This is a genomic window from Pseudomonas sp. V98_8 (assembly GCF_029967975.1).
Classification (GTDB): Bacteria; Pseudomonadota; Gammaproteobacteria; order Pseudomonadales; family Pseudomonadaceae; genus Aquipseudomonas; species Aquipseudomonas umsongensis.
The window spans coordinates 1-26,456 of sequence record NZ_JASCAE010000069.1; the positions used below are offsets into that span (position 1 = coordinate 1).

Here is a 26,456-nt window from a genome sequence, read left to right on the forward strand (position 1 = left end):
GGTTCCTTTTGTGGCGTTTGACAAAAGGGACTCGCCGTAAGGGCGAAACCATAAGTGGCCGTTACCGCAGGAATGGATATGTACACCTCTAAGACAAACACCAGCGATCAAAACGTCAGTCGGTATAACTCAGTCCCGAGGCCCTACCCTGCTGAACCCGCCCACGCGTAGCCAGGCAGTAGTAGAGCGGACACGTCACCACCAACCCCACCAGCCAGGACAAATCGGCACCCTCGACCAGATTGGCATAAGGCCCCACATACAACGACGTGTTGGCAAACGGCAACTGCACAATGATCCCGATGAAATACGCCACGATCGCATGCAGATTGAAGCGCCCATACATCCCGCCATCCGCACGGAAAATCGAGGCAATGTCATACCGCCCACGCTTGATCACATAGAAGTCGATCAGGTTGATCGAAGCCCATGGCACCAGCACCAGCAGCAATGCCAGGATCAGCCCGATGAACTGCGAGATGAAATCCGCCGAAGCGCCCAATGCCACCACACAGCAACCCGCCAGCACCCCGCTCGACAAGACCACGCGCACCTTGATGCTCGGCGTCCACTGACTGGCGAACGTCTGGATCGAGGTGATGATCGACAGCACCGCGCCATACAGATTCAAGGCGTTGTGGCTGATGATATTGAGCAGGAACAGTACCATCAGGATCGGTCCCAGCCAGCCGGTGGATTGCTTCACCGCGGCCATCGCTTCAGTACCTTCCGGCGTCGCCAACACAGCCACCGCACCGAAGGTGAAGGACAGGATCGTGCCCAGGGTTGCCCCCAGGTAGGTGGCCCAGAACGGCTTGGCAATGCCGATATCCGCCGGCAGGTAACGCGAATAGTCAGACACGTAGGGCGAAAAGCTTATCTGCCAGATGATCCCCAGGGACACGGTGGCCAGCCAGCCGGACAGGTTAAAACCACCCCGGGTGAAAAAGTCCGCCGGCAGGTCATGGGCAAAGATGTAGAGGAACCCGGCGAGCAAGGCGCTGCCCATGACCCAGGTGCCGATGCGGTTGAGCGAATGGATGAAGCGGTAACCGATCACGCCGATCGCCGTGGCGCTGAGCGCTCCGATCAGGATGCTCGCCGGCACCGGTACCGAGGGCGCGATGCCGACAATCGACTTGCCCGCCAGGACGATGTTGGAGATGAAGAAGCCGACGTAGATCAGTGCGGCGAAGAACACGATCAGCAACGCGCCATAGCGGCCGAACTGGCCACGGCTCTGGACCATTTGTGGAATACCCATGCGCGGCCCCTGCGCCGAGGCCAGGGCAATCACCAGCCCGCCCACCATGTGCCCGAGGGCAATCGCCAGCAGCCCCCAAAACAGGTCGAGATGGAACACCTGGACCACCATGGCACCGGTGACGATGGGCAGCGGCGCGATGTTGGTGCTGAACCACAGGGTGAAGAGATCGCGGGCCTTCCCATGGCGCTCTGCGAGTGGAACGTAATCGACCGTGTGATTTTCGATCAACGGGTCTTGCCGGGACATCTGGGACATATGCATGAACTCGAGTTTGTCTGTTCTTATCTTTGTATGAAGCCAAACCGGGGGGACTCTCTGGCCGCCCCTCAGATGCGCACCATATTATGGTATTCCAACATTTGCACAAGACTGATTCGGTCTTTAAGCGCCCATCTGATCCGGTATTCTCCGGCAGATCTACACCGGTTGCCTGGCTGAAAGCCCCGCAAACACTGACTTCAAGACCACAGGCATACGTTTATCGGACGACCAAAAAAGCCCTTGCAAACGATGTATTACGGTATACCATCAGACCTACAAATTCATAAAAACCACGTTCCACTCCCGAGGACAGTCCAATGATCGATGCCGCCATCTACAAACAAGTCATGGGCTCGTTCCCGTCCGGCGTCTGCGTGATCACCACCCTTGACGACGACGGGCAGATCGTCGGCCTGACCGCCAGCGCCTTCAGCTCGCTGTCGATGGACCCGGCCCTGGTGCTGTTCTGCCCTAACTACAGCTCAGACTCGTACCCGGTCCTGATCAGGAACAAACGCTTCGCCATTCATGTGCTGTCCGGCGGCCAGCAGAGTGAAGCCTATGCCTTCGCACGCAAGGGCAAGGACAAAGCGCAAGGCATCGAGTGGACGTTGAGCGAACTCGGCAACCCGATCCTGGCCAACGCCACGGCGGTTATCGAATGCGAACTGTGGCGCGAGTATGAAGGGGGCGACCACGCGATCATGGTCGGCGCGGTGAAGAACCTGATCGTGCCCCAACACAATGCCGGGCCACTGGTGTATTGCCACGGCAAGATGGGCGCCCTGCCCGTTCTGGCCTGACACAGCAAAAGATCGCAGCCTTCGGCCGCTCCTACAGGGAGTATGTGAGCTTTTGTAGGAGCTGCCGAAGGCTGCGATCTTTTGATCTGATAGATTTTGCAGCATGTCCGTATTATGGTATACCAATAATCAACAGCCCCGCAGTCGACGGGTCGACCACAAGAGATTCGAGGTAGCGTCATGAAATTTTCCCTGTTCGTACACATGGAACGTTGGGACGAAAGCGTCAGCCACCGCCAGTTGTTCGAAGACCTGACCGAACTGACGCTGATGGCCGAAGCCGGTGGTTTCAGCACCGTATGGATCGGTGAACACCACGCCATGGAATACACCATTTCGCCAAGCCCGATGCCACTGCTGGCGTACCTGGCTGGCAAGACCACCACCATTCATCTTGGCGCCGGCACCATCATCGCGCCGTTCTGGCACCCCATCCGGGTCGCCGGCGAATGCGCACTGCTCGATGTCATCAGCAACGGTCGCATGGAAGTGGGCCTGGCCCGTGGCGCTTACCAGGTTGAATTCGACCGCATGGCCGGCGGCATGCCAGCCTCCTCTGGTGGCCAGGCATTGCGCGAGATGGTCCCGGTGGTTCGAGCCCTGTGGCAAGGCGACTACGCCCATGACGGCGACATCTGGAAATTCCCGACCTCCACCAGCGTGCCCAAGCCGATCCAGAAGCCGAACCCGCCGATGTGGATCGCCGCCCGTGACCCGGACTCGCACAACTTCGCCGTCGCCAACGGCTGCAACGTGATGGTCACGCCGCTGATGAAAGGCGACGAAGAAGTCCTCGACCTGAAGAACAAATTCCAGACCGCCCTGGACAACAACCCGGACGTGCCGCGCCCACAATTGATGGTGTTGCGTCATACCCACGTGCATTCGGTCGACAATCCCGAAGGCTGGAAGGTCGGGGCCAAGGCGATCGCCAAGTTCTACCGCACTTTCGATGCCTGGTTCGGCAACAAGGAAACCCCGGTCAACGGCTTCCTGGCACCGAGTCCGGAAGAGAAATTCGCCGGCCGTCCAGAGTTCGAACTGGAGAGCTTGCACAAGACCGCGATGATCGGCACCCCGGAAGAAATCATCCCGCGCATCAAGTACTACCAGGAGCTTGGCGTCGACGAGTTCAGCTTCTGGTGCGACAACAGCCTGCCGCATGCCGAGAAGAAGAAATCCCTGGAGCTGTTTATCAAGCACGTAGTGCCAGCGTTCCGCTGAGCCCACCCCTCTGTGGGAGCGAGCCTGCTCGCGAAGCGATCTGACAGTCGACATTGATGTTGGATGTGAAACCCTCTTCGCGAGCAGGCTCGCTCTCACAAGGTTTGTTGAATGATGTCCAGGTTCGATTTCCATGCTCAATAATGGTCATCTCCGGTCACTCCCCCTTCCCTCCGGCGCCGCGCAGGCTTACCTGCGCGGCGAATGGACCGCTTCGCATATCCATTTGAAGCGCCTGCCCGCCAGTGTTTCCGCCAAGCAGAACGGCTTCTGGCAACCCGTTTACTGAGCCTGCCCAAATAGAACGTCACGCACGCCATACCGCTTCATTGCGCGGTATGCACCGTGCATTGTGCTTCGGCTCATGATCAGGTTTGCCCCATGAACAATAACAACGCCCTGTTGATCATCGACATGCAACAGGAGGACGGTTTCGTCCTCGAACACTTCGACAAGGTGGTGGCCAACACGGCCGACCTTCTCGATACCGCTCGCCAGCAGAAGGTCCCGATCCTCTACACCCGCCACATCAATCAAGCCGATGGCAACGACCTGCCACGCGGCGAGCCCCGTGCGTGCGATGGTGGTCCGAGCGGCTACCGCGCCGGCACCCGCCAGGTAGAGATCATCGAACGCCTGGCACCGCGGCCTGATGAGGCCATTATCGACAAAGGCCGCTACAGCGCCTTCCACCGTACCGATCTGGATGCCCGGCTCAAGGCGCTGGACGTCGACACCCTGATCATCAGCGGCGTGCTCACCGATGTCTGCGTGCTGACCACGGTGTTCGATGCGTTCGCCCTGGGTTATCACACTCGCCTGGTCAGCGACGCCTGCACCACGACCACCCTGGCCGGGCACTACTCGGCCCTGTTGATCATGGCCAACTGGGTCTACTCCCTGGAAATCCTCACCAGCAGCGAATGCCGGCGCGCCCTGCAAAACCTCGACTACTTGAGTCTCAATCCCGAGCATCCGGACCTGTTCGCCCACCAGCCCCATGAACTGCCAGGCACCATTGCCCGGCTGCAAACCCACCTCGTGCGGACTCAGGAGTAATCGCCATGCAAGTCGAAAAAAGAAGCATCGATTTCATTCCCGAAGCCGAACGCCATGGCCGGCCAGGGTCGCTGTTCTTCATCTGGTTCGGCGCCAACATGAACATCACCACCATCGCCTCCGGGGTGCTGCCGGTGGTGATGGGGCTCAACCTGTTCTGGAGCGCCCTGGCAATTGTCGTCGGCTCGCTGCTGGGGGCGATTTTCATGGCCTCCCATTCCGCCCAGGGGCCCAAGCTGGGCATCCCGCAGATGATCCAGAGCCGTGCGCAGTTCGGTGTACTCGGGGCGGTGCTGCCGCTGCTGTTCGTGATGCTGATCTATCTGGGGTTCTTCGTCAGCAACACACTGCTCGCGGCGCAGGCGCTGGAGTCGGTCAGCCCGTTGCCGGCAAGCGGCAACATCTACCTGATCGGCGCCTTGTGTTTCGTGGTTGCGCTGTATGGCTATCGATTGATTCACCGCTTGCAGAAGCTGCTGTCGATCCTCTCGCTGCTGGTGTTCGCCGCGGCCACGTTGCTCGCCTTGCAACTGACGATCCCGGCCGAACAATGGCTGCCGACGGGCTTCTCGCTGTCGAAGTTCCTGGTGGCGGTGAGCATTGCCGTGACCTGGCAGCTGTCCTACGCGCCCTACGTCGCCGACTATTCTCGCTACCTGCCAAGCCGCGCGAACGCCGCACAGGTGTTCTGGTACAGCTACGCCGGCACGGTCAGCGGCGGTGCCTGGATGATGATTCTCGGGGCGATCCTGAGCGTCGGGATCGGCGACTTCTCCAGTAATGTCGGAGGCCATGTTGCCGGGCTGTTTGGCAGCGGCGCGATCCTGCTCTTCGCCTTCATCGTCTATGGCCAGGTGTCGATCAACGTGTTCAACCTGTACGGGGCGTTCATGTCGACCATCACGGTGATCGAACCCTTCGCGCGCTTGAAGGTGACGCCACGGGTACGCGGCCTGTTCATGCTGGTGATCAGCGTCATAGCGACCGGACTGTGCACCATCAGTCAGGACGACTTCATCACCTTCTTCCTCAACTTCATTTTCTTCATGAGCTACTTCCTGATTCCCTGGACGGCGATCAATCTGGTGGACTTCTATTGCCTGCGCAAGGGTGAATACCGGATCGATGACATCTTCGACCTCAACGGGATTTATGGACGGGTCAACTGGATCGCCTGCGGCAGTTTCGTCCTGGCGATTGCCTTGGAGATTCCGTTCATGAATACCACGCTTTACGTCGGTCCGGTCGCCACGGCCCTCGATGGTGTCGACCTGGCCTGGCTGGTGGGCTTGCTGGTGCCGGCCTTGAGTTATTACTGGCTGATGAAACTCGGCAAGCGGGCCGAGCGAGTCGGCGAACTGTCCTGATCCCTCCCTGAAGACCACGACGCCGGGTGCCATGCCCGGCGTCGTGCCCTGGCCCCAGTCGTTGATTAAGCACACTGAATCCTGCGGAGTACGGGTGGTGTATGGCTGCCATCAACTGGTAGCCTGAGCATTCTTGCCTGCGCGTCCCTGATCAATCAGCGGGGCGCGAGGACGCCTTGAAGACCGCTACACCTTCACTCAATCCAGACAACGGTGACCTACCTTGACCAGCACCAACCCCGCACTGGCCCGCGATATCGACGGCAAAGCAATCTCTGCCAAGGTTCTCGACGAGGTTCGAGAAGAGGTTCAGGTCCTGGCCCGCCAACAGATCTTCCCCGCCCTGGCTGTACTGCTTGTCGGTGAAGACCCGGCCAGCGAGGTGTATGTGCGCAACAAGCTGCTGCGGGCCAAGGAAGTCGGCATCCGCTCGCTGGAATACCGCCTGCCGGAAAACGCCAGCCAGAACGACGTGCTGCAACTGATCGCGCAGTTGAACGCCGACGTCACGGTGAACGGCATCCTGGTGCAATTACCACTGCCGGCCCACATCGATGAAGCGGCGGTGATTCATGCCATTGACCCGATCAAGGACGTGGATGGTTTTCATCGGGAAAACGTCGGTGGACTGGTTCAAGGGATCGAAGTACTGACGCCCTGCACACCCAGCGGCTGCATGCGGCTGCTGCAGGAAACCTGCGGTGACTTGAGTGGCCTGCATGCAGTCGTCATCGGCCGTTCGAACATTGTCGGCAAACCCATGGCGACGCTGTTGTTGCAGGCCGATTGCTCGGTCAGCGTGGTGCACTCGCGCAGCGTCGATGCGCCGACATTGTGCCGGATGGCGGACATCGTGGTGGTCGCGGTGGGACGCCCACAGATGATTGACGCCAGCTGGCTCAAGCCCGGGGCGGTGGTGATTGATGTGGGGATTAATCGCATCACCACCGCATCGGGCACTCGACTGGTCGGCGATGTCGACTACGCCAGTGCACGCACTGTCGCCAGCGCAATCACGCCGGTGCCCGGTGGCGTCGGGCCGATGACCATTGCTTATCTGCTGAAGAACACCCTGGTTGCCAGCCAGTTGCAGCGTGGGGTCCGGACTCGCCAACTCGAACCGGTTCTGCGTCCACTGCTGTAGGAGCGAGCATGCTCGCGATGGTCGTTAACGATAACGCGTGCTTACTGGCTGAACACGGCGTTCTTTAGACCATCGCGAGCGGGCTCGCTCCTACAGGTAGATCACTGTCGATCATTGGTTGTAGGCGCGCTCATTGTGCTCGCCCAGATCCAGGCCCAACTCCTCCACCGACTCATCGGCTCGCAGCCCAACCACGACATTCACCACTTTAAGAATGATCCAGCTGACGACGAAGCAATACACCGTTGTCAGCGCTACACCCTTGATCTGCGCCAGCACCTGCCCGCCCATGCTCACGCCTTCCACCAGCCCGCCCAGCGACGGCACGCAAAACACACCGGTCAACACTGCGCCAATCATCCCGCCGATTCCGTGAAGGCCGAACACGTCGAGGCTGTCGTCGTAACCGAAGCGGCGCTTGAGCACGGTGACGCTCAAGTAACAGAACACCCCGCATAACAAACCAATGGCCAGTGCGCCGCCCACGCCCACATAGGCACACGCCGGCGTAATCCCCACCAGACCGGCCAGGGCACCACTGGCCAGGCCCAGTGCACTCGGCTTGCCGACCTTGAACCACTCGGTGAACATCCAGCCAAGAATCCCGGCGCACGCTCCCAGCTGGGTGTTGAGCATAACGATGCCGGACGTGCCACTGAGGCCGCCACCGGAACCGATATTGAAGCCAAACCAGCCGACCCAGAGCATCGCTGCACCGGCCATGGTCAGGCTCAGGTTGTGCGCCGGCATCGGGGTATTTTCATAGCCCTTGCGCTTGCCCAGGATCAGGCAGGCGGCCAGCGCGGCGACGCCGGCATTGATGTGCACCGCGGTGCCACCGGCAAAATCGAGGACTCCCCAGTTATGCATCAAGGCCCCCGCACCACCCCAGACCATGTGCGCCACCGGGGCGTACACCAGGGTGAACCACAGTGCCATGAACAGCAACGCCGCCGAGAATTTCATGCGTTCGGCGAAGGCACCGGCGATCAGCGCCGGGGTGATGATGGCAAAGGTCATCTGGAAGGTCACGAACACCCCTTCCGGAATCTCGCCGACCAGGCTTTGCGGAGTCATGCCGGCCAGGAAGGCCCGGCTCATGCCGCCGACAAAACTGTTGAAGGACACCTCGCCCTCGACCATGCCCGTGGTGTCAACCACCATGCTGTAGCCGTAGATCACCCACAGGACGCCCACCACCCCGGCGATGCCGAAACACTGGGTGAACAACGACAACATGTTTTTCGCCCGCACCAGGCCGCCATAGAACAGGGCGAGACCGGGCAGGCACATGAACAGCACCAATACCGTGGCGGTCACCATCCAGGCGGTGCTGCCGGTGTTCAATGCTGGTGCATCGGCAGCCTGCGCCAAGGGCACCAGCGCACCACTCGCCAATAAGCCAACAAGGGATTTGCCGAGAAGACGATTGACCATGTTCAAAGCTCCTGCAATGGAAATGGGAAGTGTCGGCAGCGAGCAAGTGTTGGCGCGTGAGCCTCTTGGCGGGCCCCCTAATGTGATCGATCCCACGCAGAGCGTGGGATCGATCCAAACCCACCTCAGAAACCGGAACCCGGGATCCAGCGGGTTCCCGCCAGCGGTACCCGCGCCATGGCCGCCGATTCCACCGTCAATGCCACCAGATCCTCCGGATCAAGGTTATGCAAGTGCGACTTGCCGCATGCGCGGGCCATGGTCTGGGCTTCCAGCACGAGCACTCGCAGGTAATTGGCCAGGCGGCGACCGCCTTCCACCGGGTCCAGGCGCTTGGACAGCTCCGGGTCCTGGGTGGTGATCCCTGCCGGGTCACGGCCGTTCTGCCAGTCGTCATAAAAGCCTGCGGCTGAACCAATCTTGTGCAGTTCTTCATCCAGCCGCGGATGGTTGTCGCCCAGCGCAATCAGGGCCGCCGTGCCAATGGCCACCGCGTCCGCGCCCAGCGCCATGGCCTTGGCCACGTCGGCACCGTTGCGAATCCCTCCCGAGACGATCAGTTGAACCTTGCGATGCATACCCATCTCTTGCAAAGCCTGTACCGCTTGCGGGATGGCCGGCAAAATCGGAATCCCCACGTGTTCGATGAACACTTCCTGGGTCGCCGCCGTGCCGCCCTGCATGCCGTCGAGCACGATCACGTCGGCCCCGGCCTTCACCGCCAGCTTGACGTCGTAGTACGGGCGACTGGCCCCGATCTTGACGTAGATTGGCTTCTCCCAATCGGTGATTTCGCGGATCTCGGCGATCTTGATCGCCAGGTCATCCGGGCCGGTCCAGTCCGGATGACGGCAGGCGCTGCGCTGGTCGACGCCGATCGGCAAGGTGCGCATGCCTGCCACCCGCTCGGTGACTTTCATGCCCAGCAACATGCCGCCGCCACCGGGTTTGGCGCCCTGCCCCAGGACGATTTCGATGGCGTCCGCCTTGCGCAGGTCATCCGGGTTCATGCCGTAGCGCGATGGCAGGTACTGGTAGACCAGATGCTGCGACTGCCCACGCTCCTCCGGGGTCATGCCACCATCACCGGTGGTGGTGCTGGTACCAGCGATGGTCGCACCACGGCCCAGGGCTTCCTTGGCATTGGCCGACAGTGCACCGAAGCTCATGCCGGCGATGGTCACCGGGATCTTCAGGTGGATCGGTTTCCTGGCGAAGCGGTTGCCGAGGATCACATCGGTGCCGCACTTTTCCCGATAGCCTTCCAGCGGGTAGCGCGACACGCTGGCGCCGAGCAGGAGCAAGTCATCGAAGTGCGGGACCTTGCGCTTGGTACCACCGCCGCGAATGTCATAGATGCCGGTTTCGGCGGCGCGCTGGATTTCCTGGATGGTCAGGCGGTCGAAAGTCGCGGACTCGCGCAGCACTGGAGGGGTTTTCTCATTCATATCTGTTCTCCTTGCGTGGATCAGTACGCGGACGCGTTATCGACTTTGAAGTTGTACAACTGACGGGCCGAGCCATAGCGCTTGAAGTCGGCGGCCTTGTGCTCGAAACCGGCGCGCTTGAGCAGCACTTGCAGTTCTTCCAGGTGTTCGGCACGCATCTCTTTCTCGATGCAGTCCGACCCCAGCGACGCGACCCTGCCCTTCACGTAAATGTGCGTTTCATACAGCGAATCGCCCAGCGCATCACCGGCATCGCCGCAGACGACCAAACGCCCGGCCTGTCCCATGAAGCAGCTCATGTGGCCAATGCTGCCGCCGACCACGATGTCGATGCCTTTCATGGAAATCCCGCAGCGGGCCCCGGCATCGCCTTCGATTACCAGCAACCCGCCGTGGGCGGTGGCGCCGGCGGCCTGGGACGCGCTGCCCTTGATCCGCACCACGCCTGACATCATGTTTTCCGCGACACCCACACCGGCGTTGCCGTGCACGGTGATGCTCGCTTGCTGGTTCATGCCCGCGCAGTAATAACCGGCGTGCCCCTGGATATCGATGGACACGGCCTGGTTCACCCCGACGGCGAGGTTGTGCTTGCCGTTGGCATGGGTCACCACCCACTCACGGTCTTCTACGTTGTGCACCTGGTCATGCAACGCCTGATTGAGTTCGCGCACGCTGGCAATGGAAAGATCGATGGTTTTCATGTGTGCGCTCCTTAAGCTGACTCGCGTTCCCAGATGTACAAGGTGGCCGGTGCCGGCTCCCAGATCCTGGCGTTCTCAATGCCCGGCAGGCTCGACAGCGCCTGGTATTCCGAGGCCATGGCGACGTAGTCGTCGGTCTCGGCGAGGATTGCCGGCTTGCAGGCAATCGGGTCGCGGATCACCGCGAAGCCGTTGCGGGTACCAATGGCGAAGGTGAAGAAACCGTCGAGGTCCTCCAGTGCATGGTCCAGTGCCTCTTTCAACGAATCGCCCTGCTGCAGGCGCCAGGTCAGATAACCGGCGGCCACTTCGGTGTCGTTGTCGGTTTCGAACTGGATGCCTTCACGCTTGAGTGCCTGGCGCAGGCGAAAGTGGTTGGACAGCGAGCCGTTGTGCACCAGGCACAGGTCGGCACCGGTGGAAAACGGGTGGCTGCCTTCCAGGGTCACCGCGCTTTCGGTGGCCATGCGGGTGTGGCCAATGATGTGGCTACCCTGCATGCCAGCCAGGCCAAAGCGCTGGGAAATCTCTTGGGGCAAGCCCATGCCCTTGAGGATCTCGATGCTCTGCCCGGCGCTCATGACGCGCACGCCCGGCGCCAGTTCGGCGAGGGCCAGACGCACCGGAGTTTCCTCTGCGTGGATTTTCAATACAGCGGCGCTGGCGTTCTGGAACCAGTCCAGCGAGCAGCCGAGACGACCTTCCAGATCGCCCATCAGGGCCGGCCAATCGAAGCTTTCGTGGGTTGCCTGCAGGGTCAGCTTGACCCAGCCAGCAGCCACTTCATCGCCATAGATGGCAAAGCCGGCGCTGTCCGGGCCACGGTCGGTCATGGCCTGCAACATCGGCTCGAACAGTTGGCCCAGCCGGGATTCCAGCTGCGGGTTTTTCAGGTAAAGACCTACGATTCCACACATGACAACAGTCCTCACTACGTTCGGCAGCCGCAAGTTTCAAGCTGCGAGATGGTTCGTTTTTGCGCGTCTGCTCGCGCTTAGAAAAATTCGGTGTAGCGCGCGACTTCCCAGTCACTCACATGCCGGCTGTACTCCACCCACTCCATGCGCTTGAGCTTGATGAACTCGCCCACGATCTGCGGGCCCAGCACTTCGGCGAACAACGGGTCGGCCTCCAGCGCATCGCAGGCTTCCTTGAGCGATTGCGGCAAGGTCTTGATGCCGCGCGCGGCGATCTGCGCAAGGCTCAGGCTGTAGAGGTTTTCGTTGCAGACGTGGTCGATTTCCAGTTGGCGGTCGATGCCGTCCAGACCCGCGGCGATGATCGCGGCGCTGACCAGATAGGGGTTGCAGCCGGCATCCGGCAAGCGAAACTCCAGGCGGCCGTAAGGCACCCGGACCATTGCCGAACGGTTATTGGCGCCGAAGGCAATAAACGCCGGCGCCCAGGTAGCGCCGGACAACGAATTGCCCACCACCAGACGCTTGTAGGAGTTGACCGTAGGCGCGGCAAAGGCACACAGCGCCGGGCCATGGACAAGTAGACCGGCAGCGAAGTGATAGGCCATTTTCGACAGGCCCATGCCGCTCGGGTCGCTGGCGTCGTGGAACAGATTCCTGTTCTCGGCGCTGCTGATCGACAGGTGAAAGTGCATGCCGTTGCCGGCGCGCTTCGGGTCGGGCTTGGGCATGAATGAACAGATCATGCCCAGGTCATTGGCGATCTCGCCGGCGGCCATGCGAAAGAAGGTGAAGCGATCTGCCGAAGTCATGGCATCGCTGTAGGTGTAGTTGATCTCGAATTGGCCGTTGGCGTCTTCGTGATCGATTTGATAGACCTCGAAATCCACTGCCTGCAAGGCTTCGGTCAAGCGTTCAAGGAACACTCGGGAGCGCGACAGACCCTTGTAGTCGTAGCAAGGCTTGTCCAGGTTGTCGCTCAGGTCGACCAGTTGCAACTTGCCCTGCTCGTCGCGGCGCATCAGGTTGAACTCCGGCTCCAGGCCGGTATTTAGGGTCCAGCCCTTGTCCTGCAGCCGCCGGATCTGCTGCTGCAAGACATAACGGCTGTCATAGGGATGCGGTTTGCCATCGACATGCCCGACGCACACCACCCGGCCATACCCCGGCTGCCAGGGCACGGGCGTCAACGTGGCCAGATCGCCACGGGCCATGAAGTCCGGACCGTGGGGCTCCATGCCCATGCCACTGATCGCGAACCCGGCAAAACCGGCGCCCTCTTCGGCCACTGTCTTGAGCCCACAGATCGGCACCGACTTGGTCTTGGCCGCACCATGGATATCGACAAACTGCGCAAGCACGTACTTGATGCCGTGCTTGTCGATGATGCGCTGGGTTTCTGCTGGCAACATTGCTCGTCACTCCTCGCGAAAGGCAAATCTCTAGTGGGTTGGCCCTGACTTTCCATTTATTCCTGAAAAGAAAGTTTGTTTCCCAATAGGAATGCAAGCCCCTTGCCAGATTCGCGACGGGTGCGTGATAACCCCCCTGTTGTGCTGTTTATATGGGAAAAATCTTTTCCCCATGGGAATATTGGTTGATGGATGTGTTGCGAACGCCGCCACTTGCACTTTCTCAGTGCGAAACTAATATTACTGAACGGAAAGCGTGCAGACGACTATGCCAACCGAAACCGCCCCTCGCCTCAAGCTTGAGCAATACCTGGGCTTGCAGATCAAGCGCCAGCGCCAGGCCCAGGACCTGAAATTGTCCGATGTGGCGAAAATCGCCGATATCAGCCAGGGCATGCTGAGCAAGATCGAAAACGCCCAGGTCTCGACCAGCCTCGACACCCTCAGCCGCCTGTGTGACGTGCTGGGCTTGCCGCTATCGAAATTGTTCAGTGAGTACGACCAGCAGGACGGCAGCGCACTCTTGGTCAAGGCCGACCAGGGCATGGAGGTGGTGCGCCGGGGAACAGAGAAAGGCCACACCTACCATTTGCTTAACCACACCCGCGGGCCCAAGAAGAGCTTCGAGGCCTACATGGTGAGCATGGATGACGCCAGCGAAGAATTTCCAACCTTTTCCCACCCCGGCACCGAGTTTTTGCATTTGCTTGAAGGTGAGCTGATTTATCGCCACGGCAATCAGCTGTATCGCATGGAGGCTGGGGACAGCCTGACCTTCGAGGGCGAAATTCCCCATGGGCCTGAGGCGTTGGTGCAGGTACCGATCCGGATGTTGTCGATCATGAACTACGGCAGCGACAAGGAGTGATCCAGGCCCAAACCGAACTCAGGCCGCCCGCTTAGCTTGGTTATTGCTGTTGCTGTTGCTGTTGCTGTTGTTGTTGCTTTTTGCTGTTGCTTTTGCTGTTGCTTTGGCTCTTGATCCACCCGCCCCTTCGGGAGGCTGAGCGGAGGTGTTCATCCGGGGATTGGCGCGCAGCGCCGTTCGACGCAGTCGAACACGCTGCATGCAGGTGCAGCGAAGCCAACCGGAGGGCAGTGTCCCCGGATGGATACCGGAGCGAAGGAACGCCGAGCCTTAGCGAGGGGCCGGACGCTGGGGCAAGACTTTTTGGTTCCTTTTGTGGCGTTTGACAAAAGGGACTCGCCGTAAGGGCGAAACCATAAGCCGCCGTTACCGCAGCAATGGATATGTACACAGTCAACAAAACACAGGTCGGCTCTCAGGCCGCCTTCGCTGGCAAGCCAGCTCCTACAGTGGATCGAGTGCAGCCGCGCGAGATTGGGCGGCTGTCAGGCCGTCATCGCTGGCAAGCCAGCTCCTACAGTGGATCGAGTGCAGCCGTGAGATGGGTTGGCTGTCAGGCCGCCTTCGCTGGCAAGCCAGCTCCTACAGTGGATCGAGTGCAGCCGCGCCGGCAAGTCGGATCGCCGCACCGCTGGCTCAAGTCTTAACATGTGCGTCTGCAAAAAAATCCCGCCCGGAATTCTCCGGGCAGGATTTATCGAACCGTACAACCCCACACCATTCAGGCAACCGGAATCAACGGATCCGCCGCCGCCCAAGCGCTTTCTCGATCAGCAGCCGGCGGATAAATCCACACTGTGTTGATCTGCGTCTTCAAAGACTTGCCTTCTTGGCGCGTCAGCTTGACCTGGCGATCCCAACCTTCGGTGTAGACCGCCCCCCAAGCCCCCAGATCCAGGCAGGTCACGTATTTGGGCTGGCTGTACGGCGTCGGGTCCACACCGAGGATCTGCGCGGCAACGTTATTGCCGGCATGACGGCCCAGCGCAATGGCGTGCTGGCAGGTCATCAGCGCATGGTTGCCGATGTCATCGCTGGCCGCGTAGGCCACGTCGCCGGTGGCGAAGATGTCTGGCTGGCCAATGACTTGCAGGTGCGCGTCGACGTGCAGGCGGCCAAGGTGGTCGCGCTCGGCGGGGATCTGCTCGGTCAGCGCGCTGGCGCGCACGCCGGTGGTCCAGATGACGGTTTTGGCGTCGATGCGCCGGCCGTCGGACAAGGTCACGCCGTTTTCATCGACAGCGACAACCGAGGCCTTGAGCTGCCATTTGACCCCGGTTTCCTCGCTGGCTTCGGCAATTTTCTCGGCGATTTGCGGGCCCATGGAGCCGCCTACCTTGTCACCGCGATCGACGATGATCACGTTGATGTCCGCACCCTCACCCAGGATGGCGCGCAAACGGGTTGGCATTTCAGTGGCCGTTTCGATGCCGGTGAAGCCACCGCCAGCCACCACGACCGTGTTGCGTGCCTGACTCTGCGGGTGGTTGACCAGGGACTTGAGGTGGGCTTCCAGGCGTATGGCCTGTTCGATCTGATCGACGTCGAACGCATGTTCGGCCACACCCGGGGTGTCAGGCAGTGCGAGACGGCTGCCAGTGGCCAGAACGAGTTTGTCGTAGATACAGACTTGTTTTTCGCCCCGGGCATCGATGTAACCCACGCGCTTTTGCTCGACGTCGATGGTCTCGGCAGCCCCCTTGATGAACTTGACGCCCACTGCATCGAACAGCTCGCCGATGGGAGCCGCCAGCTGGTGGGCGTTCGGCTCGTAGAAGCGTGGACGTACGCGCAGTTCGGCCTGGGGCGCCAGCACCGTTACGTCAACGTCATTGTGACCGTGGATATCGAACAGGCGGGTGGCGCTCAAGGCGCTCCACATGCCACCGAAACCTGCGCCAATTACCAGGATGCGTTGTTTCATTTTTAACTCCAGGGGGAAAAACCAGGCAGTGAATTGGGTTAAGGGGTCAGGAGGTCGGCACCCGCTTCCGGCTGAAAGCGTATTCCGCTCCCGACCCGACAACTACGACTGTATTGATCGTAGTTAATTCGAGCAAGCTGTTTTTCTCAATGGTTCGAATCGAGGCCGTCGATAGACCTGTCACACCACGCCAAATCCGCGCTCTTGATGGGCTTTCCAGGACCTGGAGTAACATTCCAGATCGTTGCCTGGCTAAGGGTCAGCTGATAATATTTACGACAACATTAGTCGGAGATCGATATGTCTCTTTACAGCGCGGGCGTCGAGTACGGCATTCATTGCCTGATTTTCCTGGTGGGCAATGGTGGTGAGACCCGCGAGGCGAGCGTGCGTGACCTGGCAGAGTTGCAAGGCGTGCCACTGGACTACCTGGCGAAAATCTTCACCAAACTGGCCAAGGCAAAACTGGTGGTCGCCACCGAAGGTGTGCGTGGGGGATTCAAGCTGGCGCGGCCGGCCGATGAGATCAGCCTGCTGGACATCGTCAATGCGATCGACGGGCGCAAGGCCATTTTCGAATGCCGGGAAATTCGCGGTCGCTGCGCATTGTTCGAGGGCGAGGTTCCCGAGTGGGCGCTGGACGGCCCTTGCTCGGTACACGGCGCCATGCTGATCGCGCAGAAACGCATGGAGGAAGCCCTCGCCCAGCAGACCATCCTGGACATCGCCAGAAAGGTCGGGCGTAAGGCGCCTGCGCAGTTCAATGCGCAGGTCGACAGCTGGATGAGTGAGCGCAGGGAAAAGAAAGGCACCGTCGGTGCCCAGGCCGATCAACTGATCCAGGTCACCGAGATCAAAGGCTGATCCCTACAGGCAGTCGCGCACAGCCTGGCGCATCGCGCCTGACTTTGCCCAGGGCGGCCCCTGGTACAATGAGACCCGGCTGCCGTCCTTGTACTTGACGATATCCAGCACTTCATCGGCCGTTATGATGCTCGGCGCGGTGATCCTGTAGCCGTTGGATATCGATGTCTGGGTTGTCTTGGGGATCTCCTTTTGCCAGGCCGGCAATACACACGCCGCTAACTCCTTGGGTATCTTATCGCTCGGTTTGTTGTAGTTCGGCTCTCCCGGCACCAGGGACGCAGGCAACGAACATCCCGCCAACAACGCCATCACCACTCCCCCCATCAACATTCGACTCATGAAGCGTCCTTAAACCTGAAAAAATAAAATGTAGCCTGTTGCCGCGCTAACAGCCATTTTGTTGCATCGAACCTCAGGGGCTGATGCTGTGATTGCCGCTGTCCGGGTAGGAGCGCTCGTTCAAAAAACTTGTCCATCGTTCGAAGGCTTCGTGTTGCCATTGACTGACCCGCTCCCATTCCGGCCCGCTGAACTGGTGCTCGGAGATGAGTTTCATCATTTCACTGGTGGCCGCATCCAGATCGGCTTTCAGTTCCCGGGCATGCGCCCTGAAGTCATCGGTTGTCGTCATTTTGAACGGACCCTGCCCTGGTAAAATGTCGGCACTTCACTACGACAGCGGATTTTGCAAAACGCGCAAATTTCCCGACCAATGGAAGCCCTTTGGCATCAGACGAATACAACGCCGCTGCGCGTGAATGGGTCTAAAATTTCGTAGCACGACGTTACGGGAGATCATCATGTGGCTCAACGAACATGAACAAGTGCTTCGGCGTGACCTGCAAGGGCTTGCATCGGACCTGCGATGGTCGGCGGTGGAGCTGTTGCGCATCGCCGAACAATTGCGCCTGACGGGCAACGATGTCGATGCAGAAGCCGTGAAGCGGCTGTGCGATCTGTTTCAGGGCGATGAACAACGGCTGTCAGGCTATGCCGAAGAAGTGAAAGCCAAGATCATCAGTCGAAACAAGGCTGTTTAGCGGGAGTCCGGCCGTGAACGGGTCCGTCTACGCGCTTGCCACCCTGATCACGGTGCTGGCCGGCTGCAGCACCGACTCACAGGTCTATCGGGACCAGCCGCTGGTGGCGAAGGTCGAGACCGGCATGAGCAAGGAGCAAGTCGAGCAAATCGGCGGCCCACCCCTGTCGATCTCCGACCGTACGGTCGAACCCGGCACCTGTTTTGACTACAACCTGAGCCAGCCAGGCCATCAGCAACGGTACAACGTCAGCTTCGATGGCCAGGGCAAGGTCGATCATAAAAGCTTCATGACCTGTGCCGAATGGAGCCATGCGCAGCAAAAGGCCAGGGAACCGTCCCGCAGCAGCGGCGGTGGAGGCTATTGAGCCGCTAACAATTGCACAGTGACTCGATCAGCCACCTCCCCCGGTACCCAGCCCTTCCAGATCTGCGGCTGGTCACGCAGGAAGGCTTCTGCCACTTGGCGCGGTTGCAGGCGCTTTTCGCTCATCTGGCCAAGGGTATGGTTCAGCAGATCGATCGGCAGGTCGACCTTCTCGAAGAATGCCACCAGGTCCGGGTACTGCGCCTTGAAAGGCGCGGACACACCAATCGCCAGGCTGGCCGGCATCGACCGAGTGCCCTTTGGATGCGGGTTGTTGGCGTCGGCCAGGGTCTTCCAGGCTTCGGCGTCGAACACCGGCTCGTCGAGTTTAACCAACTTGAAACGCCCCAACAGCGGCGTCGGCGACCAGTAGTAGAACAGCACCGGTTTGCCCCGACGGATCGAGGAAGCCACCTCGGCATCCAGTGCCGCACCCGAACCTGTGCGGAAGTTGACGAAGCTGTCGGCCAAGTCATAGGCCTTGAGCTTCTGACTGTTGACGATCTCCGATGTCCAGCCGGTTGGGCTGTTGAGGAAGCGTCCACGGCTGGGGTCTTCCGGGTCGCGGAACACGTCCTTGTAGCGGGCCAGGTCGGCGACGGATTTCAGTTCCGGGGCCAGGGGCTTGATACCCCGCTCTTGGTCGCCCTTGATCACGTATTCCGGTACCCACCAACCTTCGGTGGCGCCCTTGACCGTATCGCCCAGACCGAACACTTTGCCTTCGGACGCGGCCTTGACCCACGCCGGACTGCGCCCGGCCCACTCTTCGCCGATCACCTGGATATCGTTCCTGGCCAAGGCCGCTTCGAGGCTGACAGTGCTGCCCGGCAAGGTATCTGTCGGGTAGCCGTAACCTTTCTCGACGATCACTCGAAGGATTTCGGTGATGAGGCTGCCGCTTTCCCAAGTGATGTCACCAAAGTGAATCGGGACGTTTTTGTCCGCGGCGGGAACCTGGGCCGCCATAAGGCTCAGGGCCAGCAGTGAACTGCCGAGCAGGGTTTTGAACGATCTCATGCGGACCTCCGGGTCAGGGCATTCAAGGGTTGGTTGGCGCTGTGCCGGTTACACAGGGCTTGGGAGCGAGTCATGTAGTCGCTGACCGAGCGTTGGGAAATACCCAGGCGGGCGGCAATTTGCGGGTAGGTCAGGCCGTCGATCCGCGACAACAGGAAGGTGGCCCGAACCTTGCGCGGCAAGCGTTCAAGCGTGCGCTCGATGCCATGTAACGCCTGGATCAATTGCACCTGCTCTTCGGGCGAGAGCGCTTCTTGTTGCTGATCCACGTGTTGCATCTGTTCAAGGTGCTGGCGTTCCAGATCGCGACGGCGCCAGAGCTGAAAGATCAACCGATGGGCAATGGTGGTGAGCAAGGCGCGAGGTTCGCGGATCGGGTTCAGTCCCGACGATTCGAGTAGCTGTAGAAAGGACTCGGCGGCGATGTCTTCGACGCTGGGGCTGGTCCCCAGATACCGACGCAGCCGTGCGCAGAGCCAAGGGTAATGCGCGCGGAATAATCCGCCCACGTCGTGACGATGGGAAAGGTCGGTGCCGGACATAGAGGCTCCAAAGGTCAGGGGTCGCTGAATGTCCGGTGATCCGGTGCGGCGATCCTAACAAGGAGCCTTATTCATTAATAATACTTAAAAAGAATTTTTATATTCTATTAAGGAATTTCAACACAATCGTCCGAATCCCAGATCCTCAGCCTCTCGCTGGTAGTCGAGAACGATTTGATAGTCGATCTCGGTAGCGGGCAGGATCTGTTGCAAACCAAGGATTTCAGCGACCCCAGGTTCCTGCAACGCCTGGTTCATCACCTGCCGAATGTGCCCAGCCTGTTGCTCGGTGACGGTAGTTGCGGTGATGTAGGGCAATGTCGGACTGAATGCACTGCGATTGACGATCCGCAGGCCAGCCACTTCTTCTTTGGCATGTCGCGCCAGGTAGGCAAAGGTTACGCTGTCGATGGCCGCCAGGTCCGCTTTACCCTCCCGCAACCAGCGCAGGCTTTCGCGGTGGCTGCCGCTGATACCGACATCTGCAAAAAAACGCCCGTCTCGATGCAGCGGCGCCAGTCGGTGACGCAGCAGGTTCATGCCGCTGTTGGAGTCTTCGCCATTGATCACACCGCGGCTGTCGCGAAAGGCCGGCAAGCTGCGCCTTGGATCATCGGCGCGACCCAGCAACAGGCTGCAATGATTGCCGCCACTGGCGTCCGGCAGCTCATAACGAGGACGCCCGATGATCCGCACCCGACCACGCAATGCCGTCATCAACGGATAGCCGCAGGTCTGCGTCAGCAGCAAGTGCGGGGACAGCCACAGGTCCATCAGCGAAAGCCCTTCGGCACTGCGGCGCGTGGCCCCCAATCGCTCGAGGATGCGGCTCAGCCAACGCTCGTTGGCCTGGCGCACCGGTTCGGGGGCGACGTACATCAGTAATTCAGCGAGTTGCCGTTTCATCGAAAAACTTCCCATGCAACGTAATTTCAATAGTGGGAGCGAGCCTGTTCGCGAAGAGGCCAGCACACTCAACGCTGATGTCGCCTGACGCAGCGCTTTCGCGAGCAGGCGCGCTCCCACAGGGGACCTCATTCGCAATCAGTGGAACGGATGCCGCGGGCTATCGATGGCCTTTACCCCGTGCCGACGCCATAACTGGCCATATCCCTGCACCAGGAACCCGCCGCTGCGCGCCAGCCATTGCTGGCGACGCGCGTGGTAAGCGCGGGGCAAGTCGTACCAGGCCAGCCCCGGCAAGTCGTGATGCACCAGGTGCAGGTTGAGGTTCAGGAACAGCCAGCGCCACGGCCAGGCGGCCTCATTGATGACTGTCCTTTGCTCGGGCTCGGCATGGGGTCGGTGTTCATAGTAGGAGCGGATCATCGCAATCGATAGCGCCGGCACGCTGACCAGCAACAGGTAATGCCAGACCGGAAGCACGCTGTAGCGGCCGATAAACAACAGCATCAGCAGGGTCACCGTGCCGTGGCTGAGCCACATCGACCAGGCCTGTCGCTCACCGGTCTTCAGGCGTTGCACCTCCTCCCGGGCCAACGCCAACAAGGCCAGTGGAGCCCCAAGGACAAAACGACCCAGCACGGTTTTGTTCAGCCAGTGCAGGCCTCGTTCGAACAGTGAACTGCCCTGCCATTGCTCGGCGCTCAGGTAACGGCTTTCAGGATCGCGGCCAGGCAGGGTCAGGTCTTCGTCGCGGTGATGCAACAAATGGCTGTCGCGATACAGGGTGTAGGGGTACCAGACGGCGAACGGCGCGTAGCCGAGGAGCTTGTTCAGCGCTGCCCAGCGGGTGGGATGGCCGTGAAGCAATTCGTGCTGCACCGACAACCAGAGCACCAGCAACGGGATCAACAACAATGTGCTCCACCACAGGCCCAACCCACCACTGCCCAGTACGATGGCGAACCAGCCAGCGTACACGCCGAACAGCAGCAACCAGGTCGGCCACTCGGTGCGAGCGGTCAGGCGTTGGCGCAAGGTTTCGATTTCTACACGGTGGGCGCTATCGAAGTAATGGGGCATGGCGTTGCTCAGATCGGAGACCAATCCCCTTCTGTGCAACGGCGTCGAGTTTTCTTGCAGATTATTTTGTTCGTAAGGAGCGATGGGCCAACGTGCTTGTGATCGTTCCCACGCTGTGGGAACGATCACACACGGGCAATCATGTGGCTTGCTGATTGCGAGCCTTGCCGGCACGCGCCTTATAGCCAGGCAACGCAGCCGCAAAGGCCAGCGCCTCTTCGCGACTGGCAAACGAGCCAAGCCGGTCACCTTGGGTGCAGACCCGCCACGGGCCGTTGTTGACACTGAGTACGTCGTAGCCGTTCATGTGCATCTTGTTCAACATCGGGACGCTCATAGTCACCTCCATCTTGGCAGTGATCGCAGGGTTGACTTCCCTACCTTACACCCCGCTGCCGTGAAGATGCCGACCGGACGTCGAGTCAGTACACGGCAGCGCGATTGCACTTTTAGACACGCCTGCCGCTCAAAATATCCAGGAAACATGCAATGGGTTGCGGCCTGAATATTGCATTTTTGTTACAGTTTTATGACATTCCGGATTGAAAGAGCCCATGAAAGTACGTGCAACCGTCATTTGCGAGCAGGACCGGCACATACTCCTGGTGCGCAAACCCAGGAGTCGCTGGATGTTGCCCGGGGGCAAGGTGGAGCGTGGCGAGACCGCGCAGGATGCCGCGGTGCGCGAGTTACTGGAGGAAACCGGACTGGGTGCCGACGATATGCTGTACCTGATGGAGCTGGAAACAGGCGGCACCCGTCACCATGTCTACGAAGCATCGTTGCCGAATCCGGAGCAGGCACGGCCGCAAAACGAAATTTTCGATTGCCTCTGGTACCCGCTCAATGCGGTGCACAACCTGAACCCAAGCGACGCCACGCTGCGGATCATCAAAGCGTTTCAACGTCGCCTGTAGTTCACGCGCTTCAGCCCTGGTCGCCGCCGCCCACTGGCATGATCATGCCGGTGATGTAGGACGCTTCATCGCTGGCCAGGAACAAAATGGCTGCTGCCTGTTCATCCAGCGTGCCGTAGCGCTTCATCAAGCTGCTGTCGAGTGTCTGATCGACGATCTGCTGGTACCAGACCTTTTCTTGCTCACTCTGCTCGGCACTGTTACGCGGGATAACCCGTGGCGGGGCTTCGGTGCCGCCCGGCGCAGTGGCGTTGACTCGCACCCCGCGTCCGGCGGTTTCGAACGCCAGGCAGGCGGTCAGCGCATTCACCCCGCCCTTCGCTGCGCCGTAGGGCACACGGTTGACGCTGCGGGTGGCGATCGACGATACGTTGACGATCGCGCCACTGCCCTGCTGCAACATGTACGGCAATGCCGCATGGCAGCACCACAGGGTCGGGAACAACGAACGGCGCACCTCGGCCTCGATCTGCGACGCCTCGTAATGCTCGAATGGCTTGGCCCAGATGGTCCCGCCGACGTTATTGACCAGTATATCGAGTCGACCGAAACGCTCGACGGCGCTTTGCATGACCCGGTTGCATTCCTCGTATTGCTCAAGGTCGGCGGTCAGGGCCAGGACCTGGCTGTCCTTCGCCAACTGCTGCTGAACCTCGAACACCAGCTCGGAGCGATCGACCAGGATCAGCTTCGCGCCTTCCTCCGCCATGCGCTCAGCCACGCGCCGACCGATGCCCTGGGCAGCTCCGGTGATCAGCGCGACTTTGTCGTGAAATCTGTTCATGGAAGGAAACCTCACGCCGCGCTGGCGGCGAATTTTTCGTAGTAGAAATTCGCAGGATTGATGCCTTGCTCGCCGATGTACTTGCTCACCGCTTCAACCATCGGCGGTGGGCCGCACAGGTACACGTCGACGTCGCCATCGTTCAAATGCCTGGGTTCGATGTGCTGGGTCACGTAGCCCTTGAGCGGGTGCTGGCTGTCGGGACTGGCCACGCAGGCGCTGTAGGTGAAGTTGGGGATGCGCGCGGCGAAGGCTTCCAGGCGATCGATTTCCACCAGGTCGAAATCGTTGGTCACACCGTAGATCAAGTGCAACGGGTGTTCGCTGCCCTGCTCGGCGATCTTCTCCAGCATCGCGGTGAACGGCGCCAATCCGGTGCCGCCCGCCAGTAGCAACAAGGGTCGACGGATATCACGCAGGTAAAAACTGCCCAGGGGGCCTGCCAGGCTCATGCTGTCGCCAGCCTTGGCCATGCCGGTGAGGAAGCTGCTCATCAGGCCGCCAGGCACGTTGCGGATCAGGAAGCTGACTTCGCCGTCGCGCTGCAACGAGCTGAACGAATAGGCGCGGGTCTGCTCGCTGCCGGGAATGCCCAGGTTCACATACTGGCCTGGCAGGAACGCCAGTTTGCTCAAGGACTCGCCCTTGATCGACAACGCGATGGTGCTGTCGGACAACTGGCGCACCGCGCTGATGGTGGCGTCGTAGCTGGCCTGGCGGGTGCGGCAGACTTCCGAGGACGTCGGCACCCGCACCACGCAATCGCTCTTGGCGCGCATCTGGCAGGTCAGGACAAAGCCTTGCGCGGCCTCTTCAGGACTGAGGGCGTCTTCGATGTATTCCTCACCCAGATCGTAGCTGCCCGCCTCGGCAAAGCACTTGCAGGTGCCGCAGGCGCCGTCGCGGCAGTCCAGCGGAATATTGATGCCTTGGCGGTACGCGGCATCGGCCACGGTTTCGCCAGCGTTGGCGTCGATGAAACGAGTGACGCCGTCTTCGAAATTGAACGCAATGGAATGGGTCATGACGGCTGCCTCACAAGTGGTAAACATCGATGACCTGACGAACGTAGTCGTTCTTCAGGATCACTTTCTTGGCCTTGATCAAGGGGTTTTCACCGCGCACATCAAGGGTGTAGAAACTGCTGCCGAAATAGCTGTCGACGGTCTTGTAGCGAAAGCTCAGGGTGTGCCAGTTGAAGCGCACCTTGCACATTCCGTCGGCTTGCTCGAGCAGTTCGATGTTGCTGATGTTGTGGGACGTGCGGGTGTCCGGCACGCTGGCGCTGGAGCGCTCGGTCTTGATGCGGAAGATGCGGTCTTCAAGGCCGGTGCGGTTGCCGTACCAGATCAGCGAGATTTCCCGCTGTGGGTCTTCGGTCAGCTCATCGTTGTCGTCCCAGGACGGCATCCAGTACGTCGCGTCGGGGGCGTACAGTTCCAGCCACTCATCCCACTGGCGGTCGTCGAGGTAGCGTGCTTCGCGGTAGAGGAAATCACGTACCGCTTCATAGGAAATGGTCATTGCACGTCCTCCACGGCGATCAGTTTCGACTGCTCGGCAGCCAGGGCCTTGAGCATGGTCTGCTGCCAGTACTTGTGTTGCAGCACGAACAGGCCTTCGTCTTCGGTACGCACGCCGCTGAGCAGCGGATGCAGGTCAATTTCCTTGGCCGCCTCGTCGGCACCTTCGATCCAGTGCTCGGCGCCACGGGACATGTCGTTCCAGGTGGTGACGCTGCCCTGGTAGCTGGTCTGGCAGGAGCGGAACTCTTCCAGATCGTCCGGCGTGGCCATGCCGCTGACGTTGAAGAAGTCTTCGTACTGACGAATCCGGCTCGAACGCGCGTGGTCGCTTTCGCCTTTGGGGGCGATGCAATAGATGGTGATTTCCGTGCGGTTGACCGAGATCGGCCGGGCAATACGGATCTGCGAGCTGAACTGGTCCATCAGGTACACGTTGGGGTACAGGCACAGGTTGCGCGAGTTCTCGATCATCCAGTCGGCGCGAGCCTTGCCGAAGTCCTGGGCGAGCTCATCGCGACGTTCGTACAGCGGACGATCCTCGGGGTTGGCCCAGCGGGTCCAGAGCAACATGTGGCCCTTGTCGAAGGAATAGAAACCACCGCCCTGCTTGGCCCAGCTTCCGGCGCTCATGGTCGGGTTCTCGTCACCGGCTTCACGCTGTTTGCGCTGGTTCTGGGTAGCGGCATAGTTCCAGTGCACGGAGCTGACGTGGTAACCGTCGGCACCGTTTTCGGCGGTGAGTTTCCAGTTGCCTTCGTAGATATAGGTGGACGAACCGCGCAGCACTTCCAGGCCGTCGGTGGACTGGTCGACGATCATGTCGATGATCTTCGCCGACTCGCCCAGGTGCTCGACCAGCGGCACCACATCGGCCTTGAGGCTACCGAACAGGAAACCGCGATAGGACTCGAAGCGCGCAACCTTGGTCAGGTCGTGGGAGCCTTCACAGTTGAAGCTGCTCGGGTAGCCCGCGTTAGCCGGGTCCTTGACCTTGAGCAGCTTGCCGGAGTTGTTGAACGTCCAGCCGTGGAACGGGCAGGTGTAGGAGCTTTTGTTGCCGGACTTGTGCCGGCACAGGGTCGCGCCGCGATGACTGCAGGCGTTGATGAAGGCGTTGAGCACACCGTCCTTGTTGCGCGCGATGAAGATCGACTGGCGCCCCATGGTGGTGGTGTAGAAATCGTTGACGTTGGGGATCTGGCTTTCGTGCGCCAGATACAGCCAGTTGCCTTCGAAGATGTGTTCCATCTCCAGATCGAACAGGCGCGGATCGGTAAACATCTCGCGCTTGCAGCGATAGATACCCTGCTCTGGATCGTCTTCAAGCAGGGACTCAAGGTATTCAGGTCGCAGGGTCATGGCCGCCGCCTCCATTGTTATTGTTCAGGCAAGGCTCATGCTAGGACGGGGCAATGGGGGGGACTATCCGCGGGGTGCAGACCTTTATCCGTTTTGTGCAGGGGGCAACATCAGTGGTGGATGTACCGGCTTCTTCGCGAGCAAGTCGAATCGTCGCACCGCCGCTCCCACATTCGACCGTATTTCTTCAGGTTGGACGCGATCAAATGTGGGA

The 26,456-nt window shown here is 60.2% G+C and carries 30 protein-coding genes; 12 read left to right on the plus strand and 18 right to left on the minus strand.

What is annotated here, in order from left to right; translation table 11 throughout:
* Positions 1-115: 115 nt before the first annotated feature.
* Positions 116-1,522 (minus strand): cytosine permease, encoded by a 1,407-nt coding sequence (locus QLG10_RS21680; RefSeq protein ID WP_282487997.1) that lies wholly within the window; start codon positions 1,520-1,522, stop codon positions 116-118.
* A 323-nt stretch (positions 1,523-1,845) separates the two neighbouring features.
* Between QLG10_RS21680 and QLG10_RS21685 the strand changes: the two genes are divergently transcribed.
* From QLG10_RS21685 to folD, 6 genes are all read left to right on the plus strand, one after another.
* The gene (locus tag QLG10_RS21685; RefSeq protein ID WP_110750707.1) at positions 1,846-2,331 is read left to right on the plus strand and encodes a flavin reductase family protein; all 486 of its coding nucleotides are present in this window, start codon (positions 1,846-1,848) and stop codon (positions 2,329-2,331) included.
* Between the two features lie 180 nt (positions 2,332-2,511).
* On the plus strand, positions 2,512-3,555 hold the full coding sequence (locus tag QLG10_RS21690) for an LLM class flavin-dependent oxidoreductase (RefSeq protein WP_020801142.1): 1,044 nt from the start codon (positions 2,512-2,514) through the stop codon (positions 3,553-3,555).
* Positions 3,556-3,688: 133 nt separating this feature from the next.
* Positions 3,689-3,844 carry a hypothetical protein gene (locus tag QLG10_RS21695; protein ID WP_020801141.1) on the plus strand — a complete coding sequence of 52 codons (156 nt, stop codon included), beginning with the start codon at positions 3,689-3,691 and terminating at the stop codon, positions 3,842-3,844.
* 92 nt (positions 3,845-3,936) lie between these two features.
* Complete coding sequence (locus tag QLG10_RS21700) at positions 3,937-4,614, plus strand: isochorismatase family cysteine hydrolase (protein WP_188264877.1); 678 nt, start codon at positions 3,937-3,939, stop codon at positions 4,612-4,614.
* A gap of 5 nt (positions 4,615-4,619) precedes the next feature.
* Entirely contained in the window at positions 4,620-5,981 is a 1,362-nt protein-coding gene (locus QLG10_RS21705; RefSeq protein ID WP_110750711.1) for a cytosine permease, read from the plus strand.
* A gap of 223 nt (positions 5,982-6,204) precedes the next feature.
* A complete protein-coding gene (gene folD / locus QLG10_RS21710) occupies positions 6,205-7,125 on the plus strand; it encodes a bifunctional methylenetetrahydrofolate dehydrogenase/methenyltetrahydrofolate cyclohydrolase FolD (protein WP_110750713.1) in 921 nt (306 codons plus the stop codon).
* A gap of 111 nt (positions 7,126-7,236) precedes the next feature.
* On the opposite strand, the gene QLG10_RS21715 is transcribed toward folD, so the two are convergent.
* The 5 genes from QLG10_RS21715 to glnT form a co-directional block, all read right to left on the minus strand.
* Positions 7,237-8,562, minus strand: coding sequence for an ammonium transporter (locus QLG10_RS21715; RefSeq protein ID WP_110750714.1), 1,326 nt, complete (start codon positions 8,560-8,562; stop codon positions 7,237-7,239).
* 125 nt (positions 8,563-8,687) lie between these two features.
* Positions 8,688-10,010, minus strand: a complete 1,323-nt coding sequence (locus tag QLG10_RS21720) for an FMN-binding glutamate synthase family protein (protein WP_110750716.1) — start codon at positions 10,008-10,010, stop codon at positions 8,688-8,690.
* Between the two features lie 20 nt (positions 10,011-10,030).
* The gene (locus QLG10_RS21725) at positions 10,031-10,714 is read right to left on the minus strand and encodes a protein glxC (RefSeq protein WP_188264874.1); all 684 of its coding nucleotides are present in this window, start codon (positions 10,712-10,714) and stop codon (positions 10,031-10,033) included.
* An 11-nt stretch (positions 10,715-10,725) separates the two neighbouring features.
* Complete coding sequence (locus QLG10_RS21730; protein WP_110750720.1) at positions 10,726-11,631, minus strand: glutamine amidotransferase family protein; 906 nt, start codon at positions 11,629-11,631, stop codon at positions 10,726-10,728.
* A 77-nt stretch (positions 11,632-11,708) separates the two neighbouring features.
* Complete coding sequence (gene glnT / locus QLG10_RS21735) at positions 11,709-13,043, minus strand: type III glutamate--ammonia ligase (RefSeq protein WP_282487998.1); 1,335 nt, start codon at positions 13,041-13,043, stop codon at positions 11,709-11,711.
* Positions 13,044-13,311: 268 nt separating this feature from the next.
* Here glnT and QLG10_RS21740 point away from each other — a divergent pair, with 268 nt between their 5' ends.
* Positions 13,312-13,911 (plus strand): helix-turn-helix domain-containing protein, encoded by a 600-nt coding sequence (locus QLG10_RS21740; protein ID WP_020801132.1) that lies wholly within the window; start codon positions 13,312-13,314, stop codon positions 13,909-13,911.
* 721 nt (positions 13,912-14,632) lie between these two features.
* On the opposite strand, the gene QLG10_RS21745 is transcribed toward QLG10_RS21740, so the two are convergent.
* Positions 14,633-15,835 carry an NAD(P)/FAD-dependent oxidoreductase gene (locus tag QLG10_RS21745; protein ID WP_282487999.1) on the minus strand — a complete coding sequence of 401 codons (1,203 nt, stop codon included), beginning with the start codon at positions 15,833-15,835 and terminating at the stop codon, positions 14,633-14,635.
* A gap of 300 nt (positions 15,836-16,135) precedes the next feature.
* On the opposite strand from QLG10_RS21745, the gene QLG10_RS21750 reads away from it, so the two are divergent.
* Positions 16,136-16,699, plus strand: a complete 564-nt coding sequence (locus QLG10_RS21750) for an Rrf2 family transcriptional regulator (protein ID WP_282488000.1) — start codon at positions 16,136-16,138, stop codon at positions 16,697-16,699.
* Positions 16,700-16,702: 3 nt separating this feature from the next.
* Here QLG10_RS21750 and QLG10_RS21755 read toward each other — a convergent pair whose 3' ends face one another.
* Positions 16,703-17,041 (minus strand): hypothetical protein, encoded by a 339-nt coding sequence (locus tag QLG10_RS21755; protein ID WP_033044452.1) that lies wholly within the window; start codon positions 17,039-17,041, stop codon positions 16,703-16,705.
* A 73-nt stretch (positions 17,042-17,114) separates the two neighbouring features.
* Positions 17,115-17,333 carry a hypothetical protein gene (locus tag QLG10_RS21760; protein WP_033044453.1) on the minus strand — a complete coding sequence of 73 codons (219 nt, stop codon included), beginning with the start codon at positions 17,331-17,333 and terminating at the stop codon, positions 17,115-17,117.
* A 169-nt stretch (positions 17,334-17,502) separates the two neighbouring features.
* On the opposite strand from QLG10_RS21760, the gene QLG10_RS21765 reads away from it, so the two are divergent.
* Positions 17,503-17,742 (plus strand): hypothetical protein, encoded by a 240-nt coding sequence (locus tag QLG10_RS21765; protein WP_110750728.1) that lies wholly within the window; start codon positions 17,503-17,505, stop codon positions 17,740-17,742.
* Between the two features lie 13 nt (positions 17,743-17,755).
* Positions 17,756-18,109 carry an osmotically-inducible lipoprotein OsmE gene (osmE, locus tag QLG10_RS21770; RefSeq protein WP_188264871.1) on the plus strand — a complete coding sequence of 118 codons (354 nt, stop codon included), beginning with the start codon at positions 17,756-17,758 and terminating at the stop codon, positions 18,107-18,109.
* Here osmE and QLG10_RS21775 read toward each other — a convergent pair.
* The 5 genes from QLG10_RS21775 to QLG10_RS21795 all read right to left on the minus strand — a co-directional run bounded on the left by QLG10_RS21775 (position 18,103) and on the right by QLG10_RS21795 (position 21,993).
* Positions 18,103-19,128, minus strand: a complete 1,026-nt coding sequence (locus QLG10_RS21775; protein ID WP_282488001.1) for an ABC transporter substrate-binding protein — start codon at positions 19,126-19,128, stop codon at positions 18,103-18,105. The two genes, osmE and QLG10_RS21775, sit on opposite strands and share 7 nt — an antisense overlap.
* Positions 19,125-19,670, minus strand: coding sequence for a sigma-70 family RNA polymerase sigma factor (locus QLG10_RS21780; protein WP_282488002.1), 546 nt, complete (start codon positions 19,668-19,670; stop codon positions 19,125-19,127). Before QLG10_RS21780 ends, QLG10_RS21775 begins: the two co-directional genes overlap by 4 nt.
* Before the next feature lie 117 nt (positions 19,671-19,787).
* The gene (locus tag QLG10_RS21785) at positions 19,788-20,576 is read right to left on the minus strand and encodes a PhnD/SsuA/transferrin family substrate-binding protein (RefSeq protein WP_282488003.1); all 789 of its coding nucleotides are present in this window, start codon (positions 20,574-20,576) and stop codon (positions 19,788-19,790) included.
* Positions 20,577-20,714: 138 nt separating this feature from the next.
* On the minus strand, positions 20,715-21,656 hold the full coding sequence (locus QLG10_RS21790) for a fatty acid desaturase (RefSeq protein ID WP_248678616.1): 942 nt from the start codon (positions 21,654-21,656) through the stop codon (positions 20,715-20,717).
* 139 nt (positions 21,657-21,795) lie between these two features.
* Positions 21,796-21,993 carry a DUF2188 domain-containing protein gene (locus QLG10_RS21795; protein WP_110750739.1) on the minus strand — a complete coding sequence of 66 codons (198 nt, stop codon included), beginning with the start codon at positions 21,991-21,993 and terminating at the stop codon, positions 21,796-21,798.
* A gap of 217 nt (positions 21,994-22,210) precedes the next feature.
* Here QLG10_RS21795 and QLG10_RS21800 point away from each other — a divergent pair, with 217 nt between their 5' ends.
* A complete protein-coding gene (locus QLG10_RS21800) occupies positions 22,211-22,573 on the plus strand; it encodes an NUDIX hydrolase (protein WP_110750741.1) in 363 nt (120 codons plus the stop codon).
* Positions 22,574-22,583: 10 nt separating this feature from the next.
* Here QLG10_RS21800 and QLG10_RS21805 read toward each other — a convergent pair whose 3' ends face one another.
* The 4 genes from QLG10_RS21805 to benA are packed head-to-tail and all read right to left on the minus strand — an operon-like array spanning position 22,584 to position 26,242.
* Positions 22,584-23,357 carry a 1,6-dihydroxycyclohexa-2,4-diene-1-carboxylate dehydrogenase gene (locus tag QLG10_RS21805; RefSeq protein WP_110750743.1) on the minus strand — a complete coding sequence of 258 codons (774 nt, stop codon included), beginning with the start codon at positions 23,355-23,357 and terminating at the stop codon, positions 22,584-22,586.
* An 11-nt stretch (positions 23,358-23,368) separates the two neighbouring features.
* The gene (gene benC / locus QLG10_RS21810; protein ID WP_110750745.1) at positions 23,369-24,382 is read right to left on the minus strand and encodes a benzoate 1,2-dioxygenase electron transfer component BenC; all 1,014 of its coding nucleotides are present in this window, start codon (positions 24,380-24,382) and stop codon (positions 23,369-23,371) included.
* A 10-nt stretch (positions 24,383-24,392) separates the two neighbouring features.
* A complete protein-coding gene (benB, locus tag QLG10_RS21815; RefSeq protein WP_033042204.1) occupies positions 24,393-24,881 on the minus strand; it encodes a benzoate 1,2-dioxygenase small subunit in 489 nt (162 codons plus the stop codon).
* Positions 24,878-26,242 carry a benzoate 1,2-dioxygenase large subunit gene (gene benA, locus QLG10_RS21820; protein WP_020800183.1) on the minus strand — a complete coding sequence of 455 codons (1,365 nt, stop codon included), beginning with the start codon at positions 26,240-26,242 and terminating at the stop codon, positions 24,878-24,880. Before benA ends, benB begins: the two co-directional genes overlap by 4 nt.
* On the opposite strand from benA, the gene QLG10_RS21825 reads away from it, so the two are divergent.
* Positions 26,241-26,456: hypothetical protein (locus QLG10_RS21825; protein WP_282488004.1), on the plus strand; the 216-nt coding region annotated here is incomplete at its 3' end. The genes benA and QLG10_RS21825 overlap by 2 nt on opposite strands.